At 56.0% G+C, this 19,318-nt stretch carries 16 protein-coding genes; 10 read left to right on the top strand and 6 right to left on the bottom strand.

Going from position 1 to position 19,318, the window contains the following annotated elements; genetic code table 11:
* Positions 1–46: 46 nt before the first annotated feature.
* Positions 47–949 (bottom strand): alpha/beta hydrolase, encoded by a 903-nt coding sequence (locus HNQ64_RS22475; protein ID WP_184212897.1) that lies wholly within the window; start codon positions 947–949, stop codon positions 47–49.
* 248 nt (positions 950–1,197) lie between these two features.
* Here HNQ64_RS22475 and HNQ64_RS22480 point away from each other — a divergent pair, with 248 nt between their 5' ends.
* Positions 1,198–1,812 (top strand): N-acetylmuramoyl-L-alanine amidase family protein, encoded by a 615-nt coding sequence (locus tag HNQ64_RS22480; protein WP_184212898.1) that lies wholly within the window; start codon positions 1,198–1,200, stop codon positions 1,810–1,812.
* Positions 1,813–1,824: 12 nt separating this feature from the next.
* The gene (locus HNQ64_RS22485; RefSeq protein WP_184212899.1) at positions 1,825–3,300 is read left to right on the top strand and encodes an NAD(P)H-hydrate dehydratase; all 1,476 of its coding nucleotides are present in this window, start codon (positions 1,825–1,827) and stop codon (positions 3,298–3,300) included.
* 8 nt (positions 3,301–3,308) lie between these two features.
* Here HNQ64_RS22485 and HNQ64_RS22490 read toward each other — a convergent pair whose 3' ends face one another.
* The gene (locus tag HNQ64_RS22490; RefSeq protein WP_246431169.1) at positions 3,309–3,923 is read right to left on the bottom strand and encodes an FmdB family zinc ribbon protein; all 615 of its coding nucleotides are present in this window, start codon (positions 3,921–3,923) and stop codon (positions 3,309–3,311) included.
* A gap of 206 nt (positions 3,924–4,129) precedes the next feature.
* Between HNQ64_RS22490 and HNQ64_RS22495 the strand changes: the two genes are divergently transcribed.
* Complete coding sequence (locus tag HNQ64_RS22495; protein WP_184212900.1) at positions 4,130–5,863, top strand: molybdopterin-dependent oxidoreductase; 1,734 nt, start codon at positions 4,130–4,132, stop codon at positions 5,861–5,863.
* Between the two features lie 116 nt (positions 5,864–5,979).
* On the opposite strand, the gene HNQ64_RS22500 is transcribed toward HNQ64_RS22495, so the two are convergent.
* Positions 5,980–8,265: a heparinase II/III family protein gene (locus tag HNQ64_RS22500; RefSeq protein ID WP_184212901.1), complete on the bottom strand. Its 2,286-nt coding sequence runs from the start codon at positions 8,263–8,265 to the stop codon at positions 5,980–5,982.
* Between the two features lie 150 nt (positions 8,266–8,415).
* Between HNQ64_RS22500 and HNQ64_RS22505 the strand changes: the two genes are divergently transcribed.
* From HNQ64_RS22505 to HNQ64_RS22530, 6 genes are all read left to right on the top strand, one after another.
* A complete protein-coding gene (locus tag HNQ64_RS22505; protein ID WP_184212902.1) occupies positions 8,416–9,021 on the top strand; it encodes a riboflavin synthase in 606 nt (201 codons plus the stop codon).
* Positions 9,022–9,084: 63 nt separating this feature from the next.
* On the top strand, positions 9,085–11,136 hold the full coding sequence (locus tag HNQ64_RS22510; protein WP_184212903.1) for a penicillin-binding transpeptidase domain-containing protein: 2,052 nt from the start codon (positions 9,085–9,087) through the stop codon (positions 11,134–11,136).
* A 23-nt stretch (positions 11,137–11,159) separates the two neighbouring features.
* Positions 11,160–11,585: a DUF6941 family protein gene (locus HNQ64_RS22515; protein WP_184212904.1), complete on the top strand. Its 426-nt coding sequence runs from the start codon at positions 11,160–11,162 to the stop codon at positions 11,583–11,585.
* Positions 11,586–11,608: 23 nt separating this feature from the next.
* Entirely contained in the window at positions 11,609–12,085 is a 477-nt protein-coding gene (locus HNQ64_RS22520) for an acetolactate synthase (RefSeq protein ID WP_184212905.1), read from the top strand.
* Between the two features lie 106 nt (positions 12,086–12,191).
* Positions 12,192–13,082: a branched-chain-amino-acid transaminase gene (gene ilvE, locus HNQ64_RS22525; RefSeq protein ID WP_184212906.1), complete on the top strand. Its 891-nt coding sequence runs from the start codon at positions 12,192–12,194 to the stop codon at positions 13,080–13,082.
* Positions 13,083–13,153: 71 nt separating this feature from the next.
* Positions 13,154–13,951 (top strand): thymidylate synthase, encoded by a 798-nt coding sequence (locus HNQ64_RS22530; RefSeq protein ID WP_184212907.1) that lies wholly within the window; start codon positions 13,154–13,156, stop codon positions 13,949–13,951.
* A gap of 33 nt (positions 13,952–13,984) precedes the next feature.
* Here HNQ64_RS22530 and HNQ64_RS22535 read toward each other — a convergent pair whose 3' ends face one another.
* From HNQ64_RS22535 to HNQ64_RS22545, 3 genes are read right to left on the bottom strand one after another with little or no spacing between them, the layout of a single operon-like run.
* Positions 13,985–15,307 carry a Trx7/PDZ domain-containing (seleno)protein gene (locus tag HNQ64_RS22535; protein ID WP_184212908.1) on the bottom strand — a complete coding sequence of 441 codons (1,323 nt, stop codon included), beginning with the start codon at positions 15,305–15,307 and terminating at the stop codon, positions 13,985–13,987.
* 44 nt (positions 15,308–15,351) lie between these two features.
* Complete coding sequence (locus HNQ64_RS22540; protein WP_184212909.1) at positions 15,352–16,899, bottom strand: LamG-like jellyroll fold domain-containing protein; 1,548 nt, start codon at positions 16,897–16,899, stop codon at positions 15,352–15,354.
* Complete coding sequence (locus HNQ64_RS22545) at positions 16,892–17,425, bottom strand: RNA polymerase sigma factor (protein ID WP_184212910.1); 534 nt, start codon at positions 17,423–17,425, stop codon at positions 16,892–16,894. Before HNQ64_RS22545 ends, HNQ64_RS22540 begins: the two co-directional genes overlap by 8 nt.
* Before the next feature lie 157 nt (positions 17,426–17,582).
* Between HNQ64_RS22545 and HNQ64_RS22550 the strand changes: the two genes are divergently transcribed.
* Positions 17,583–19,283, top strand: coding sequence for a hypothetical protein (locus HNQ64_RS22550; RefSeq protein ID WP_184212911.1), 1,701 nt, complete (start codon positions 17,583–17,585; stop codon positions 19,281–19,283).
* The last annotated feature ends 35 nt before the right edge of the window (positions 19,284–19,318 follow it).

Genomic DNA, 19,318 nt, shown 5'->3' on the forward strand with positions numbered 1-19,318 from the left:
CGTCCCACCATTGCCCACGTTCGTCCAGCATCTCCCTTGAGCTTACTCACTTCAAATGCTCCAACAAAAAGCCAAAGATGTCCGGGTGTTTCACCTCTGGACCTCCGGTATAATTCAATTCATAAGGAATGCCCACCTTCTTCAGTTTCTCTTCCAGCCCCACCCCGAAATTGGCGGAGTGTGGCGGGTCTTTGGCATCCTTGCCCATGGCAGGTACCGAGTCATAAAACAGATATACGGGGGGGTCATCCGAGGTCGCCAGAGCATAGGGCGAAAACTTTTCAATCCAGGGCATCAGCGACCCGCGCTTATCCACAAACTCCTGGTAGCTGGCCAATAGAAAAGCGTGGTGACCATAATCATTGTTAGAAATCCAATCACGCATCTGCTGCGGGTCCAGGGATGTCTGGGGGACAAAGCCTAACGTGCAGGTCAGCCGGGTAGATTCACGGGCCACAGGGTCTGCACTTTTGGCATCGGCCATGTCCGGGTGAAAAGCCAGCCAAAGAGCATTGAATCCGCCTGCCGAACCACCGCAGCCGCCGATGCGAGTTTTGTCAATCTTCCATTCCGCGGCCTTGCTGCGCACGAATTGCAGAGCGCGGGCTGAATCATCCAAACAGGCCTTCACCGGCGGCACACTTTTGTCCGCACTCACGTCTGGGATGAGGCGGTAGTTGATGGACACCACAGAGATCCCAGATTCCAGGCATTTCGCCAGAAAGTCAGGATTGGCTTTATCCCCATTCATCCAGCCACCGCCGTGGATGAAAAACAGCAATGGCACCGGTTGGTCTGAAGCCGCCTGATAGAAATCCAGCACCTGCTTTTCATGCGTGCCATAGGCGACATTCGCCAGCGTCGGCTTGGGTGCGGTAGGGGTTTGGGCCAGAGCCGAGCAGGTCCAAAAACCTCCCACAAGCAGCATTATAATCGGAAAGAATCTCATGAAGTCGCTCAGTCTAGTCCTTCCCTCATTTGAACAAAGGTCAAAAGTCATTTTTTATAAGGCTTCAGTGACCGCCATCGTGGCATGGAACTTGCCTGAAATTTGCCCGAAGAGGGATCCGCCAAACTGCTTGACCGTTCCTCCTGAAACAGGCTTACTGGATTCTTTACCAGCGGTCTGCATGCTTGCGTTTCGATTGCCGCCTGCCAGTCCACGGCCAGTTCTTTCATCCCCCTCGATTTTCCTGCATGAACTTCACCTCTTTCCGGTCTCAGGTCCTCTGGCTCGTGCTTTTCGCCAGCATGTTCCTCAGCCCCTTGGCTCAGGCCTTTGACACCGTGATCCTGGATGCAGGACATGGAGACCATGACCGGGGTGCTGCCATTGGTTACGTTTATGAAAAGCACCTCGCCCTGGATACTGCCCGACGTGTGGAGCAGCTTTTGCGTAAAGAGGGCATCAAGGTCATCATGACCCGCAGCCGCGATGTGTTCATCCCCCTGCAAGACCGCTCCGCCGCAGGCAACCGCTATGGCAATGCCATCTTTGTCAGCGTCCACTATAACTACAACCGTGGCGGCAGCGGCAGCGGAGTCGAGACCTTCTATCACTTTTCCCGGGGCTACACTCTGGCTGCCTACATCCAGGCTTACTTGGTCCAGCGCACCCGCATGACCAACCGTGGGGTCAAGCACGCCAGCTTCCATGTCATCCGGAAAACAGAGCGCAACCCCGCCGTGCTGGTGGAGTGTGGTTTCGTCAGCAATCCCACGGAACGAGCCCGTATGATGACGGGTGAATTCCGCGCCCGCATCGCCGAAGGCATCGCCCAGGGCATTGTGGCTTACAAACGTGCCAAATAAGCTCTCACGACCATGCTGGTGACATGCCGCCAGATGCAGGAGATGGAAGAAGGTGCGTTTGCCCAGGGCGTGCAGGCATCCGATCTTATGGAGGTGGCGGGCATAGGCATCGCCCAGGTCATCCGCCATTTTTTTCTCACCCCCGGCACGCTCATTCTCTACCTGGGAAGCGGCAACAATGCCGGCGATGCCCTGGTGGCTGGACGCGAACTCCAAAAACAGGGATGGACATTGCTGGCCCGTCTTAGCGGCGAGCCGGGTAACATGAAAGCCCTGCCGCTGAAACATTGGAACGAGTTAAAGGGCATGGAAAGGCTCCATCATCCGCCTCTTTTAAATCTCCAAGCTCCCGTAGTCTTGCTGGATGGATTGCTAGGCATCGGCAGCCAGGGGCCCTTGCGCCCCAGTCTTTCTGCGCTTGCACAGGAGATGAACCAGCTACGGATCAGCCACCGGGCCGTCACCGTCGCCATGGACATTCCTTCGGGTCTAGATGGTGATACAGGCCAGCCCCACCCAGACTGTGTGGTGGCGGACATCACGGCCACCGTTGCCGCCTGTAAAAAAGGCCTGGTAGCTGATGCAGCGACGCATCATGTGGGCAGGTTGGCGCTGGTTCCCCTGCCTCAACTGGCCCCGTTCATGCCCAAGGAGGCAATTCAAGAAAACCTGCTCACCCCAGAGTTTTTGCGCCCTCACCTTCCGCGACGGAACTTTGATTTTCACAAAGGCCAAGCAGGCCGGGTGGGCATCCTCGCTGGCTCGCGTGGGTATTATGGGGCAGCCGAATTGGCCTGCCGCGCTGCCTTGCGTGCTGGGGCTGGCCTGGTGACTTTGATTGTCAAAGAAGACGCCTACGACATCCTCGCTTGCCGCGTCCCACCTGAGGTCATGGTGAAATCCGTCCAAGATTACCGGGAGGTGCTTAACATGCGTTTTGACGCCATAGGCATCGGCCCCGGGCTGGGTTTCACCGATGAAGCTGAATACATCGAGATGATTCGTCAAACATCAGTGCGCTGCGTCGTGGATGCCGATGCCCTCACCGCACTGGCACGCCAGGAACATGAGACTCTGGATGATTGCGTTGCCTCGCATCTTTTCACGCCTCATCCCGGTGAAATGGCCAGGCTGCTGCCTAACTGCGCCAACTTCACGCGACGTGAACAGGCGGCAAGCTGGACCACCGACCATTTAGGGCATACTCTTCTTCTCAAAGGGGCCCGCACTGTCATTGCGACCCACGGGCTGGACACTCTGTATAACACCACCGGTCACCCTGGTATGGCCATAGGAGGCATGGGGGATGTGCTCACGGGCGTCTCCGCAGCCCTCATAGGCCAGGGTATCCGTACGCATTTTGCCGCAGGCCTCGCCGCCTGGCTCTGTGGCAGGGCCGCCGAGATCCACGCACGTGCGCAAGCTGCCGAAAGCACGCTACCGACGGATGTCATCCGGCACCTGGGTCAGGCCTGGGCTGAACTATAACGTCACTTCTACTCATGCCCCACCCACTCTCTCATTTCGTAGAGTTTGGGATTTCGAATGGGTGCGCGCCCCCCCTGAACCATCTTTTTAACGGTCGCAAAAAGGTCCACATCTCCCGCTTCTCCCAGCCCGCCAAATTCAGAATCCAGCTTTTCTGGATCTTCTCCTGCCTCCAGACGCTTCACCATCTCGCGTAACTCTGGAGGTGTTTTGTCCCCCATCAAATCGGTCATTTTCCGCATCAGATGGCCCAATTGCCTAGGATCGGGATTGTCTTCATTCATCGCCCCCATCTCGCCTTCCATCTCGAGCATCAGAGCATCCATCTTTTCCTCATCCAATCCAGCAAAGGGGTCCCCCTCCAGATTTTCCTTGGCCTTGCCAATGATCGCAAAACGCGAAACCTGTTTTTGCAGTTTAAACGCAGGGTTGTCCGGGCAGGTCGGCACTTTGTCTCCATAGGCAAGGCTCCGCGCGAGGAACTGGTAAACCGTGTTGTTCTCGGGGCAGTAAAACTCGTAAATGGGCATGATCTGGGGAGAAAGTAGCGAGATAGGCGGGAAGAGCACCACCTCGATTTTGCAAAAAGATCCACTGAATACATCATCAGATTCGCATTCCATAGATCACAAGGACGTCAGCGGTGTCTCATAACAGTTCTAGCAAGACTTCCAGAAGATGCCCACGCCAGGAGGAACGCTCTCTGAGGAAATAACTGTGTTTCTCCAAGAGCGAAATCATCCGTATCATTGCTTGTGAAATTTTTCACAAATTCGGGTTGCCCCTCTCCCGACGGCTCCGATAATCCCCAAACTCCGCTTTTCCGCCCATGTCTGCTCCCGCTGCCGCCGCTACCCCCACCGCACCCCCACCTGTTGACTTGGTGAATGTGCAAATTGACGGCGTCTGGTACAAGTTTCCCAAGGGCACTCGCATGATCGAAGCCTGCAAGCAGGTGAAGAAAGAAGTGCCGCATTATTGCTACCACCCGAAGCTTTCCAGCCCGGGCAATTGCCGCATGTGTCTCGTAGAAATGGGCATGCCGCCTCGCCCAGCCCCTGGCCAAGAAGCAGAAAAGGACGAACATGGCATGCCGAAGATCGGCTGGATGCCACGTCCCGTCATTGCTTGTGCCAATACCATCGCTGAAGGCATGGGCATCCGCACGGAATCCGTTTTGACGCAGGAATGCCGCAAGGGAGTGATGGAGTTCCTTCTCATCAACCATCCACTAGATTGCCCCATCTGTGACCAGGCTGGCGAATGCCGCCTCCAGGAATTCAGCGTGGAGCACGGCAAGGGCGAAAGCCGCTTCCGTGAGAACAAGGTCAAAAAGCCGAAGAATGTGGACATCGGCCCACGTGTTCGTCTGGACGACGAGCGCTGCATCATGTGCAGCCGCTGCATCCGCTTCACGGCGGAAATCGCGGACGAGCCTGTTCTGGGGTTCACCGAACGCGGCAGCCACACCACGCTGGCCGTTCATCCTGGCAAGCGCTTGGAGCACAATTACTCCCTCAACACGGTGGATATCTGCCCAGTGGGTGCCCTCACCTCCACGGACTTCCGCTTTCAGCAGCGCGTCTGGTTCCTCAGCGAGACTAACAGCGTTTGCACAGGCTGTGGCCGTGGCTGCAACATGGAAATCGGCGCCCGCGGTGATACCATTTTCCGCCAGACCCCGCGTGAAAACAACGACGTCAACTCCACGTGGATGTGTGACCGTGGCCGTCTCGACTTCCACTTCGTCAACAGTGAGTTCCGCCTCACAGATCCTCTGGTAAAATCCGGTGGCAAGCATGAGATCAGCACTTGGAAAAAATCCATCCAAGCCGTGGCGGAAGGTCTTTCTGGCCTGAAGGGCGAAGAAATCGCCATCATCGCCAGCGCCCGCATGACCAATGAAGAGCTTTTCTTCGTCAAGCAACTTGCACGGGTGCTCGGCACTGAAAATGTGGACGTCATCCAACGTCAAAGCGAAGGAGACAACTATCTTTTCGCTGCCGACAAAAACCCCAATACCCTCGGGGCCAAAGAGATCCTCGGCATTGAGCCTGGCAGCCGCCTTGCAGGCATCACGGAACTGATGAGCCGCGGCCGACTTCGTGCCGTCCTGGCCCTGGGAGAAAACCTCCTCAAAGTCGGTTTCGAACGCCGTGACATCGAAAAAATCGGTTTCCTCACCACCCTGCACATTCTCGCCAATGCCACAGCAGAGCTTTCCAACGTGGTGCTTCCAGGCACAGCCTACGCAGAAAAGCGCGGTAGCATGATCAATGTCACAGGCCGCCTGCAAAAACTGAACAAGGCAGTCAACGCTCCGGGGAACGCTCGCGACACCTGGGAAATCCTGCGCGATCTCGTCGTGGCTTGCGGCGGCTCCAATGGGCTTTACAGCGTTGAAGATGTCTTTAAAGGACTCGCCAATGACGTGTCTGTCTTCAATGGTCTTACTTACGCGAAGATCGGCGATCTCGGCATCCCGCTGATTGAAACAAGCGAGGCTATTCCTCTCTTAGAGCGCGAAAAAGAGCGCAAATCAAAAGGTATCATCGTGGGTTAATCGGCTCACCCGAATGGATGGATAGCATCGAAAACCCTTCGATAGCACTTCCATTCATAAACAAAAAAGCGCCAGAGTCTCCTCTGGCGCTTTTTTGTTGGATGACGGATTAGGCTTTAGCGCTTGGGCTCCCATTCGGAGATGGGTTTCACCGGATTCACCGGGGGGGCTTCGCCCAAAGCAAAAGCGATGCTGATCGTCTGAGGCCCTTTTACGGCACCCAGATTGACTTTGAGCACCTTGATCCCGGTCAGCTTTTTCATCTGCTCACTCTTCGGTTCTGGAGCATCTTCCGTCGTAAAGGTTGCTCCGGCAGGAGATAGAATCACCGCGTGCAGGGTCTGCTCCTTGTCCTTCAGAGTGGCCTTCCCGCCTTCTACGGTCACTTCAGCACGCGTGTGCATGGACCATGTCACTGGGGTGGTATTTTTCACCGAAAGATCATCTTGCAGCACCACATAAGGTTTGGCCCCGCGCACCATCATGGCTCCACGAAAAGCATCTTTGGCGGCCTTGGAGTAGCCTTTGGAGAGATCCACGGCCGTGATACCCAGAGCTGGTGTGCTGTGGCTGACGATCACGGAGGCTTTGGCATCCAGTTCCTGGTTTCCGCCTAAAGAAATGGTGTTTTGCCCCGGAGTGCCTTCCACATAAAGTTCGTAACGTTTGGTCCGGTCCGCAGCAGGTTTAAAGCCGGGAGCCCGATCACTTTCGCCGCCCAGTTCAATGCCCCAGCGTTTACCACCTGCTTCTAAAACGAAGCTGCCCAAATCAAGCTGCGCAGTCGGAATACTATTGTCGCCACCTTTGACGGCAACGTAATAAGCATCCTTTTCCCAACTGCTACGCAGGGCAGCCACAGAACCACCTGGGAAGGAATAATCCATGCTGTCCGGCGCACCGTCCCCTGCGGCATGCGGATTGTAGTACATCAGGTGACCGGCCAGATTCAAAAAGGCCGTATCCGGTCCAGGAGCAGCGCCGGCGGTGAGGGCCTTAGTCCCCATGTTGCCGTGGGCTCCGGCTAACCAAGTGGAAACCCAGGGCCGAGTGAGGGCGGAACCCTGTGCATCCCCATAATTGAACAACTGGTTGGTAGGTCCCACCAGATGTACACGGGCTAAGCCCGCTTGAGGCAGACCTTCCAAAAGACTGAAACCGAGGTCACTGCCTGCGTTTGCCTTCAAGGTCTGCAAAACCAGGATGGCGTAATCTAGCACCTGCTCTCCAGACTCCATGCCTTCAGGCCAGATACCCGCCGGGGCAAAGCGCAGCATGCCTTTACCAAAGACCTTACCAGCCGCATCCATCGCCTGCTTAGCCGCGCTAGGGTCTTCATCACTCAAACAAAAAGCGGCTAAAATGAGGGCCGAAGCCGCTGCCATGTGTTCAGAATCAGGCTCCTCTTCAGATTCACCTTTCGCCGCAGCTTTCGGCGCTGCCTTAGGTTTCGGTGCCGCATCCGAGCCTGCGGCTTTGCCACGGGCAGATTCTGGCACGGGCTCTCCTTTGAGAAAAGCAGCCAGAGCCCCGATACCTTTTTCAATCATGTAAGTGCGGGCATCCGTCGCCTGTTTTTCATTCAGACCGTCCCGGAAATAATCATAGCCCAAAGACGCCGCGATGAGGAAATCTGCCGTCACAGGCGGCTCGTCCACATACCAGTTTTGAAACGTTGCTGGATCTGTGATGGCGATCAATTCACGCACCCCACGCTCTTTCCAGCGAGGATCACCGTCCACAAAATTTAGAGTGCCGAGTGTCGCCATACGGAAGATGGCTTTAGAGCCCGGTGTCACGGTGCCACGCTGCTCACCAAAAATACGCGTCAGTTCAGGCGCTTCCAGAAGCTTTTCACCCCCAGCCTTGAGATTCTCCAGCATTTTAGCCGCCACAGGATCTGCCGCTGGCAGTCCCTTCACATAGGCCCAGCCCTGTGCTGCGTGGACCAAACGAGGACGGGTTTTCAACACCGTACGGATGTAGTCAGCACTGTTTGGCACCTTGAATTTATTGGCCGGGGTGATGGCCAAAACAGGCCGCGCAGGGGCTGGCTTGGCACTGGCGGTTTTAGGGGCTGGAGCACCCGGCGCAGGGGACGTGGGAGTTCCTGGCGCAGCCGCAGTGGCAGGGGCGGCAGCAGGCATGGACTGCATTTTTTTCCACTGCTCTGCCGCAAAGGCTTTGTCCTCATCGCTCAGACTGTCAATTGGGATGGTGAAGGTCTTTTCATCCGCACGCTTGATGGTGATGGTGCGTGCAGCCACATCCACAGCTACCATTTCAGCCTCAATGGAGACCCCGGCCTTATTTTTCCAAGCACGCATCTCTGCCGTGGCCATCAACGGTATAGTCAGGCCGAGCAAAAACGTGGTGAGGGGACGGTGTACAGCAGCATTCATGATAGATGGGAAGTCTTAAGCCTACGAGTGTGAGTTTCGTCCGTCTCGCCGACAAGGCAAAAATGCGGCTTCGAGAGAAAAGAGAATCTCGTCAGGCCACAGCCGATTACCCATTCGACAGGGGCGCTTCCTCCGTGTAGCAAAATCCCCATGTTCACAGGCCTCATCGAATGCACCGGCACCGTTCTTTCTCTGGAAGCGCGCGGCGAAAGCGCACGCTTGACACTCAAAGTCGGTCCCTTAGCCGCCGAACTCACCGAAGGCGAAAGCATCGCTGTCAATGGCTGCTGCCTGACAGTCACCGAATGGGACATCTCCCAGCAGACAGCCTGTTTTGATTTGCTCATGCAGACGCTCAAAGTCACCAGTCTGGGAGATTTAATTCCCGGTAGCTTAGTCAACCTGGAGCGGGCCATGAGCATGAGCGCCCGCTTTGGAGGGCACTTTGTTCAGGGGCACGTGGACGCTACCGTCACCGTTTTAGACTGGAGTCCGCATGGGCAAGATTATCGTCTAGAGGTCGCGTTGCCCGCAGAGTATGCTGGCTTAGTCATTCCCAAAGGGTCGATCTGCCTGGATGGTATCTCTTTAACCGCAGCGGAAGTCACCTCTCAAAGTGTTGTCTGCTGGATCATTCCCCACACCTTTCAGGTTACCAATCTCCACACCAAAGCGGCAGGGATGCGGTTAAACGTGGAATTTGATCTTCTGGGCAAATACGTGCGAAATCTCATGCAGGCGCAGACGGGAACCTGACGTGTACCTTGACGGGGGAGGGCTCACCCGGCATCTTGTGGGACGTCCCTGTCCGCCGGACGAATGCCCACCCTCATGCAGACTGTGTTTTATCGCCCCTGGCAATCGCTGGCTCTCGGCTATTGCCTACTCTCTACCATCCCTGCTGCCTCCGCCCAGGAAGCCCCCAAGGCTGTCCCCGTGCAAAATGTGTCTGTCGGCAATGAAGGAGAAGAAAAGAAAAAGGGCGATCTCTCTGCCACGCTCCTGACGCAGAAAGAGGCACGAACCATGCGGCTGAGCATCCCTGCCCCGCGTGGGCAAATTGTGGATCGCAACGGTATTGCCTTCGCCACCAACCGAGTGGTCAATTACCTCGCGCTGAATTTTCCCTTCATGGAGAAGGCCACTCCAGAAAAGATCCTGAGCTTTGCCAAAGGCAAGATTGATGCGGCAAATCGCGTCCTGGGGAAAAATTGGTCGCTGCCGGACGAGCGCCTGCTGAGCCATTACGAGCATCGCCGCTGGTTGCCTTTGGTGTTTTCGGTGGAGGACAACCTCAATGTGGAAATCAACTCCGAGCAGCAAAAACTGCTCGCTCCGCTTTTAGAGGATGGCCTGCTTCTTCAGCCCGCCTACATCCGCAATTACCCCAAAGAGGATAGCGCTTGCCACATCGTTGGTTATACGGGCAAGACACGCCCCCTCCCTCAAGGCCCCATTGCCGATGGCGATCAACTGTTTGAAGAAATGGAAGGGCGCGATGGCCTGGAAGTAACCTTTGATTCCTGGCTCAAGGGCATTCCAGGGGAGATCAACTTGCTGTTCGATCCGGATGGCAAACTGCTGGCTGATGAAGTGCTGCGCCGCCCTGCCCCAGGCCGCACAGTGGTTACCACCCTGGATTTCAATCTCCAGAAACACGCCGAAAACGCCCTCAAAAAAGGGGCTCGCAATGGTGGTGCCATGGTCATCATGGACATCCGCAATGGCGATATTCTAGCGATGGCTTCAAATCCAGGATTCAACCTCAACGAGTTTGTCCCTGGCATCAGCAATGCGCGTTTACAAGAACTGCAGAATGACCCACGCAAACCCACGACGGATCGTTGCTTTCGCGGCGGTTACCCACCTGCCTCCACTTTCAAAATTGTGACCGCCCTGGGCGCTTTAGAGAGTGGCAAAGTGAGCGCCTCCACGAGTTATAATTGCGGCACATCGTTCCTGGTCGGAGATCGCTACTTCAACAACTGGAATACGAAGTCGGATGAAGGCCCGATGAACGTCATCTCCGCCATCAAACGCTCCTGCAACACTTGGTTCTACCAAGCAGCACTCGATACCGGGGCAGATCCCATCACGAATATGGCGCTGCGACTGGGTTTCGGCGAACGCACCGGCATTCCTCTGAAAGGGGAAGTCGCAGGCAACGTGCCGACCAATGCAGATCACCGCATTCTAGGCGGTGAACTGGCCAACATCGCCATCGGCCAGGGTGCCGTTTTAGTGACTCCCCTACAGGTTTGCCAGGCCATGGCAGCGATCGGTGATGGCGTGAACATGCCGCAACCACGCCTGGTGAAACAGGTGCAGACCATCGGCGAAATCGTCGTGGATGCCACAGAGCCTCGCGTGCGCCGCCAGATCAATCTCGACCCAGGACACCGAGACACCGTGGTCAAAGGCATGGTGGCGGTGGTATCTGGCAGCGGGGGTACAGGCCGCAATGCCGCCATCAAAAAAGCTCAGATCGCAGGCAAGACCGGCACGGCCCAGTGGGTGCCTGCCAAGGAGCAAAACCTGGCCTGGTTCACTGGCTTCTTACCTGCGAGCCAGCCCGTGCTCGCCTTTGCGGTGGTGTATGAGGGCCGCCCTGGAGAAAAAGTCGGCGGCGGGGCCATTGCGGCACCGATCGTGAATGAGGTTTTCACCAAATACTTTGAAGGTGCCCCTACCGATGATCCCCTGGTGGCTGCACTCAAAGATGTGCCTCAGGCTTTGGCGGTGGATGAAGGCGAGATGGAGGGCATTCCGTCCCAAGAAACACGCCCAGCCGAAGCTGCCCCCCCCCCACCACCGCCTGAGCAAAAAACGCTGGGTGGATTCTTCCGCAAGCTCTTCAAGCGCGGCTCTTAGTTCCCTGCCTTTTCCTGACAGACATGACGGTCCAACTCGCCACCCTTTGCGACTCCGCGTCCGATTACTCTGGAAAACTCTGCATTTTAGGCGCATTCGACACGCTTTGTGCCCGTGAGTTTCCCGTGGTTCACCCGCATTGCTCCCTGGTTATCCGGCTCATGTTTGAGCCCATGGATACGGGGCATCACGCCTTCCTTATCCGCTGCATTGACCCTGCCGGCCAGGAGTGCCTGCCCCCTTTTGACCCCGCAGTGGATGTCAGCTTCCCATCGAATTTCGTCCCCTTCGTCACCCGAAATATCGTCCTAAACTTGCAGCGCTTGCGTATCGAAAGGCAGGGCGTCTATCGCTGGGTGCTGGAACTCGCAGGCAATGTGCTGTTCACCATCCCATTGCGCGTGACTCTTTTTGATGAATCCCGCTCCACCATCGGCCCTGCGGGCTAGTTTCACCTCTACCCCACTCCATCATGCAGTCAAACTCTCTGCAAGAAACCCCTGCCGCCACCGCCAAGAGCAGCCCCATCCGCCAGCTTTCGGTCTTTCTACCCAACCGAGTCGGTTCTCTCATGGCTCTGGTCAAACTCCTCCAGGAGAATGCCATTGAAGTCTTGGGCCTGTCCATGCAGGACACGACAGAAATGACCTTGGTACGCTTGATCCTGAGCGACCCTGAAAGCGCAGCCATGCTCTTCATTGAAAAAGGCATTCCTCACACCGATTGTTTCATCATCGTCGTGGAACTCAGCGAGTCGGATCGTCGGCTTACCGAATGCTTATCAGTGCTGCTAGCGGCAGAATTGAACATCGAATTTTGCTACCCGTTATTGGTTCGCCCCAGCCTATTCCCACTCTTCGCCCTCCATTGCGATGACGTGGACATGGGGGCCGATGTACTTGGCCGGGCAGGCTTCAAAGTGCTCTGCCAGGGTGACCTCAGTCGTTAATTCCCGTTTTCTCAGCGCCGCTCTGCATCCTGTGATGCAGACCGCAAGCAGACACTTGCAAACGAGCGTGTGACTGGCATTCTCCACGCCCTCCCATTCATCCATCATGGCTTCCTCCAATCTGCTCATTCACCTCGACGGCAAACTCGTTCCTGAATCCGAGGCTAAAGTCTCGGTCTTCGATCACGGTCTGCTCTACGGAGATGGCTGCTTTGAAGGCATCCGCATTTACAATGGTCGTGTTTTCCGCCTGACGGAGCACTTGGTGCGCCTGTATGAAAGCGCCCGTTCCATCTGCCTCACCATCCCGATTTCCATCGAAGAAATGGAAAAAGCGACCGTGGAAACGGTAGCTGCTAACAATCTTCGCGATGGTTACATCCGCCTCGTCATCACCCGTGGCGTGGGCTCCCTGGGGCTGAATCCTTACCAGTGCCCCAAAGCTGGCGTCATCATCATCGCCAGCGGCATCACCTTGTACGCCAAGGAAAAGTATGAGACCGGGCTGAACCTCATCACCTGCGCTACCCGCCGCCCGACTCCTGCAGCCCTCAGCCCCCAGGTCAAAAGTCTGAACTACCTGAACAACATCATGGCCAAGATCGAATGCATCCAGGCCGGGTGTGAAGAGGGCATCATGCTCAATGAACAGGGCTACGTGGCCGAGTGCACGGGAGACAACGTGTTTGTCATCAAAAACGGCATCGTTTATACCCCGACCATCGCCAGCGGTGCCCTCAATGGCATCACTCGCCAGGCAGTGATCGAAGTCATGACAGAAATGGGCCTGCAAGTGAACGAAGTGACCATGACCCGCCACGAAATCTACACGGCGGACGAATGTTTCCTCACTGGCACTGCGGCGGAAGTGATCCCGGCCGTTCAGTATGACCGCCGTCCTATCGGCGATGGCAAGCCCGGCAAGCTCACCGCAGAAATCATCAAGAACTTCAAGGTGCTGGCCAACTCCACCGGCACTCCAGTCCCTTACGCGTAAGGAACCGTAGGCCATCAAGGGTCAAGGAGAAGCTCTCCTTAACCTCTCAGCACAGCACTTTCCTCTCTCGCATGCAAGAATACCACCGCCTGCTTCAAAAGGTGCTCACTCACGGTAGTTACCGCGAAGACCGCACAGGCACGGGCGCGTATTCCGTTTTTGGCGAGCAGAGCCGTTATGATCTGAGTGCAGGCTTTCCTATCGTTACGACAAAAAAACTACACCTTCGCAGCATCATCCACGAGCTGCTTTGGTTCCTCGCGGGTGATACAAACATCCGCTATCTCCAGGAAAACAAAGTCTCCATCTGGGACGAATGGGCGAATGAACAAGGCGAGCTCGGCCCAGTTTATGGTGCTCAATGGCGGCGTTGGCAAGGGGCACCCAAGGCAGCCCCCATTGACCAGATCACCCAGCTCGTGGAAGGCATCCGCAAAAACCCATTCAGCCGCCGCCACATCGTCAGCGCCTGGAATGTCGCCGTGGTGGATCAAATGGCCCTGCCGCCATGCCACTGTCTGTTCCAGTTTTTCGTGGCGGAGGGTAAGCTCAGTTGCCAGCTCTACCAGCGCAGTGCCGACCTCTTTCTCGGCGTGCCGTTCAACATCGCCAGTTATGCTCTACTGACGATGATGGTGGCCCAGGTTTGCGATCTCCAACCCGGTGATTTTGTCCACACTTTTGGGGATCTCCATCTCTATAAGAACCACCTCGACCAGGCCAAAGAGCAGCTCAGTCGCGAGCCGCGCCTCCTGCCTGTCATGAAGCTGAATCCTGAGGTCAAAGATCTCTTCGCGTTTCGCTTCGAAGACTTCACGCTCGAGGGTTATGACCCGCATCCAGCGATCAAGGCTCCTATTGCGGTTTGATTTTGAGAGTCTCGCAGGCTCGACAAAGGCCTATCATTGCATGGGTAGCATGAGCGTTTTACGCTCTTTCCCACGAAGGAAAGTCACCTCCACGACATCGCCTAACAAACGTTTTTGGAGCAGATGCCCCAGCAAGCGACTTTCTGTCATGCGTTCTTTGAGTCCATCGCATTCCACGATGACATCCTCTTTTTGAAAACCCGTCTTTTTAGCGAGGGCATGCTTTCCATGCATGCCCAGCCCTTTCACCCAAAGAGCCAAGCCGTGCAGGTCCAGTCCGCGTGCCTGCCGCTCCTCATCAGTGAGGTCCACCAGGACCATTCCACCTGTCGCCATACCCCGCATGGGCCAGGCTCCTACACGACCGGTATTATCTACACCATGCTTCCAGCCGGCAGGTAGTGTCAGCTTCACGGGCATCTCCCGCCCGTCACGTTCCACCGTCATCTCCAGCATCTTATTAACCGCATCTTCTGTGCGATGCAGTGCCCAGCTTAAGTCCGCGACGGAGACGAGCGGTTGACCTGCGACCGCAGTGATTTGGTCGCCTGTTTTAACTCCTGCCACTTCAGCCAGAGATCCCACCGCTACCATCGTTACTTCAGCCACAGGGTCCACGGCCAGAGTCAGTCCCAAGGTTTCCGCAGATGGCATGGGATAGATCCATTCCGTCGGGATAGGCTGCTTCTTTTCCCGGTAGGAGGCACGCAGGGAATCTCCCAGCATGTGACAGTGGATGCAGCTCTGCATCACTTTGCCATCCCAGTCGAGCTGGGCCTGATATCGCCCGGCTAGATTCGGCATGTCCAGAGGATTAACAAAGGGCAGCGGGGCCCCCTGTTTACCTGCCAGCTTTGCCTTGTTACCTGGATACCCCGCATGAATTTTCAACGCTGCCTCCAGGGATCTTTTGTAGCCTGAAATCGTCGTATCCGCCGAGTTCTTCTGATGCGTCCATGAGCCGTAACGGCCATAGACAGTGCCATCTCCATTAAAAAACAGCGTGGAAAAAGACAGATCAAAGTCGAACTGAAACTTGGTTAGGTCGAGCGCATTTGCATTGATCACCCGGACGCAGACAAACTGGTCCAGCAGCGGGGCCAGTTCCTCCCCCTGCATAAGTACCGCACTGTCCAGCCCCATGCACGAAAGACATGGCACACAACGCAGCACCACCAGCAAAGGTTTGCCTGTTAGCTTTGCCTGCCGAAAACCACTTTCAAGATCATTGTATGCCCAGCGCTTGTCATTTTCCATCGCCGCTTTGTCAGCGCGCACGGCCCCTTCACGATCTTTCACTGTCGCTGCATAACTCCAACCAGACAGCAGCAAAGCGACGAAGATGAATGATTTCATCCAACGATGCTGGCAACATTCAAACCTAACCGCAAGTCTAGAATTCAGCGCGCCAGCTTGCTGATCTCTGCCTCTGTCAGCACCCGAGAGAAAAGCATAAACTCATCCATGGTACCGCTGAAATGGCGAATGGCCACACGATCACTGCGGCCTCCTGCATTCCAGTTTCCCAGATCTGCCACGCCTAGAGTCACGGGGAAAACCTCCACTCTAGGCACACGCGCCGCTAGATCGCCATTCACGTAATGCCGCACTTCTTTCGCCGTAGGGTCAATCACGGTCGCTAGATGCATCCATTGTCCGAAACGTTCCGGGGTGAAAAGCGCGGGAGTATCATGATCTCGAGAGGATTTCTCATCTCGCCCTGCAATACCCAGGCGCAATTTCCCTTCACGAGTGATCTGCCAGTGAATGCCACCGTTTGAATACCCCTCGACCATGAACAGGGAATTGTAGGCACGGTCCAGTCCATGCACTCGCACCCAGGCACTCAAGGTAACTGCCATTTGTTCCCCCGGAACACTCAATCTGACGCGGTCACTCACATTGCGAAACTCGAGCGCTCTTTTACCCGGCCAGCGGCCTTCCGTCCAGGCACAGCCGACGATGCTGCCCGCGGGCACCTGTGGTGCATGGCTCGCCAAATTTCGCAGGCTGCGCGTATCTGTGCGGTCTTGAAAGTCCAGTCGCATCAGCAAAGCTGGTTCCTCATTCCACACCGCACTTCGGGATAACCACGTCTCAAAGGCCACCCGTTGAGATTCCGCCGTACGTTCATCCACCGAGCCCAGTGAAGCGAAAGCGGCCTGATTCGCCAAAATAGACCGTGTCTCATTCCCCAACGTCATCCCCTGCCCCTCTCTCAGCGGTTTCATCTCCGCTCCAGAGGCATGCAGTTCCACCTCCCCTTTGAAGACGTGTAACTCTGCGGCAGAGGTGTTCAAATCCAGACCAAAATCCGTTCCTAGATCCACAATCATGCCTTTTGGCGTATCAATGCGAAAGCCTTTGGCTTGGGGGGGAACGTGAGCACTGAGCTTTCCTGCCGAACAAAAAGCTTCGCTAGGTGAGATCAACTGAAAAGCAGCCGGCCCCTCGAGGGTTACTCTTGCTCCTTGATAAAACTCGATCTGTGCTAAGCCTGATTTCAGTCGCAACCACCCCGGGGCCAGCGGGCTGCCAGGTGCATGAGGGTCCCCTTCCCATTCAAGATTCACACCCCTCGTCAAAACAGCCACCGCCGTCGTGGTATCCTCATCCGCCTCTGTATCGGCAGGCGTGATTAACCATGTCGCCGCTAGGGTGATACAAGCCGCCAGTGCAGCCACCGAGGCCAGCACGGTAAAACTAAACTTGACCCCGTTGCGCCTTTTCGCGGGCATCGGGCCCCTCATTGGCACTGCATGGCTAGCCTTCCTTTCTCGCAACATTGCATCCATGGAAAGCTGGGATAGAAGCTTCTCATGCAGCTTTCCTGAGCCATCTTCTCGCCTTTGCAAAAGCATGAGCAAGGCCTCAGCCTCCTCTTCGGTCAGGCAATCTTCCAGATAACGTTGGATCAGGACATCGGGATCAATCATCGGGTCAGACATGAGCGGCACCTCCCTGCTGGATCTGGCGCTGGATGCACTCCCGCAGCTTCTCCCGCACGCGGGATAGAGCGCGGCAAACCGTGTCAGCTTTCATTTCTAGCTGCTCGGCGATCTGCGGGGTGGATACATCGCTGTAATAATACATTTGGATGAGGTCGCGGCTTTTCTCCGGTAGTTTCTGTAAGCACTCCCGCAGAAGTCCGACCTCTTCTTCATATCGCGGTGGTAACTCACTTTCCTCAGCCAGCAGGCGAATGTGGTCCGCCAGTTTTTGCACCACTTCAGGCCGTTGGCGTGTGCGGTCACGCCACAGCCGCATGGCCACATGGCGGGTCATGGTAGCCAGAAGTGGGCGCAGATCATTTTCCAGATCCCACCTCTGCTCCTTCGCCATGAATTCTAAAAACACTTGCTGGGCGATGTCCTCCATCAATCCTGGCCAGGGAGCATACTTCAGCGCCACCCCTTTCACAAAGTCGTGATGGGTGAGAAAGATTTGGGCAGCGCGTGTCTCCTGCGTGTTCATACAGTCTTATTATCTCACACCACCCCCCAAAACCGGACAAGAAAGTTCGACCTCATCCGTTCGAACTTTAGCAGCGGGAACGCACAGTGACGAAAAGCTTGCGGGCCGGGACTCGATCCGGCATTTCTTGAGCGGCTGATTATTATTTAAAGTGTCCATGCCTCCTCAAGATCCATCCGATGACTTCAGTCAGCTACCCACGGCGGATGGCGGCTCCCGACAGAATGGGCATGCCCAGTCCCAGGCACCCCGTCAGCAAACGCGGATCGGCCCACGTTCCAACCAGCCCGCACCTCAGGCTGCGCCTCCAGAAGAAGCCCCCATTCCCCTCTCAGACGACTGGCAGGAACTGCTGCAAAATCCCGCAAGCGAATCCACAGACGCAGGCTGGATTAAAAAAGCTTTTCCAACATCCCTTCAGGAAGATCTAGATCTCCCTCAGCAGCCGCCCGCACCGCGCCGCACTATCGTTGGCCGCCGCGCCCCTCTTGTCGAAGACTCCCCCCCACCCGTAGAGCTCCCACCAGAAGTTCCAGTCCCGCCTAGGCGCACCATCGTTGCTAAACGCAGCGAAGAGACACCGCTAGAGACACTCACCCCAGCCGCTCCGGAGCCTCCTTCACAATCTAAGGAAATACAGACCGCCAACCCCAAAAAGGAAAGCACAACCAAAACATCTGCCTCAAAAGGCCAGAAAGCAGCCTCAAAATCCGCATCTCTTCCTGAATCAATAGGCCTCTCGGAGAACCAAGCACCATCCCATGCGGAGATTCCAAACACTGCGGAGGTCAAAGAGGCGCCCTCAACAACCGAAACCAAAGTTCCTGAGAAGCTGAGTCCCGTCCGGCAATACTGGGAACGCTGGGGCGGGAAAGCCCTTAGCCTCAGCGTCGCTGTCCATGCGCTCCTCCTACTGAGCGGGGCCTTGATCGTCGTCAGTCAAGTCGCCGATAAACAGGTGGACTTTCTTCCCGGTGGGGGAACACAGCAAGGAGCCGAAGCCTCTCAGGCCCTTGAGCACAAAATCCAGCAGAAAAAAAGCCCCTGGCTCAAGAAGGCCATGCCCGTGAGAAAGATCGCCGCCGTGGGCTCCATCTCAGACATTGTGCTTCCAGACGATGTCCCAGATCTCCTTGATCTGCCCAAGTCCAAAGACTTTCTTTCTGACAGCAAACTCACCGCAGGCATGGGGCTAGCAGGATCTGGAAACGGTTTTGGCAAAGGCATCGGCATGGGAGGAAAGACCGGCCTCGTCTTTCAACCCTTCTCCATGTTCGGCATGCAGATCAAGGCCAAGCGTCTCGGTCTTGTCCTGGATGTCTCCACCTCCATGGCCCCCCATCTTCCCCGCGTCATTGAGGAGGTGGATAAAGTAGCCAAAGGCAGCATCGTCATTCTCTACTTCGGCTGTGGACTGGAAGCACCGCCTCCACAGGGCATTGACGGCGATGAAGTTTACTCCACATCAAGTGTCGAATTTGAAAAATTCTGGCGCCTCGGTGGCGCGACCCTTTTTGAGACGCGCAAGTTCCGCATTGATCCCAAAAAAGAAATTCAGAGCGAAGCCATCTACCGCATTCTCTCCAAACGCCCCCAGACCTATTTCATTCACAACACCGGTCTCGGATATACCTGGTTAGCATTGTTGAATGACAAACTTCGCACAGCCGATGGCATCTACTGGTTCTCCGATTTCCAAGACCGAGTGGACTTCAAACAGGTCACCATCGTCCGAGAAAACCTAGAGCGCCGCAAACAACGACTCTATATGCACGCCTACATGCGTGGCTCCGCCTACGACCTCGTCAAAACCCAACTTGTGGATCCCACGAAAGGCGACGTGAAACTGGAGGAGTGACACTCCCTTCCACAGTGTGCGAAATCATCCGTAGC

Origin of the sequence: Prosthecobacter dejongeii (assembly GCF_014203045.1) — a bacterium.
Taxonomy (GTDB): Bacteria; Verrucomicrobiota; Verrucomicrobiia; order Verrucomicrobiales; family Verrucomicrobiaceae; genus Prosthecobacter; species Prosthecobacter dejongeii.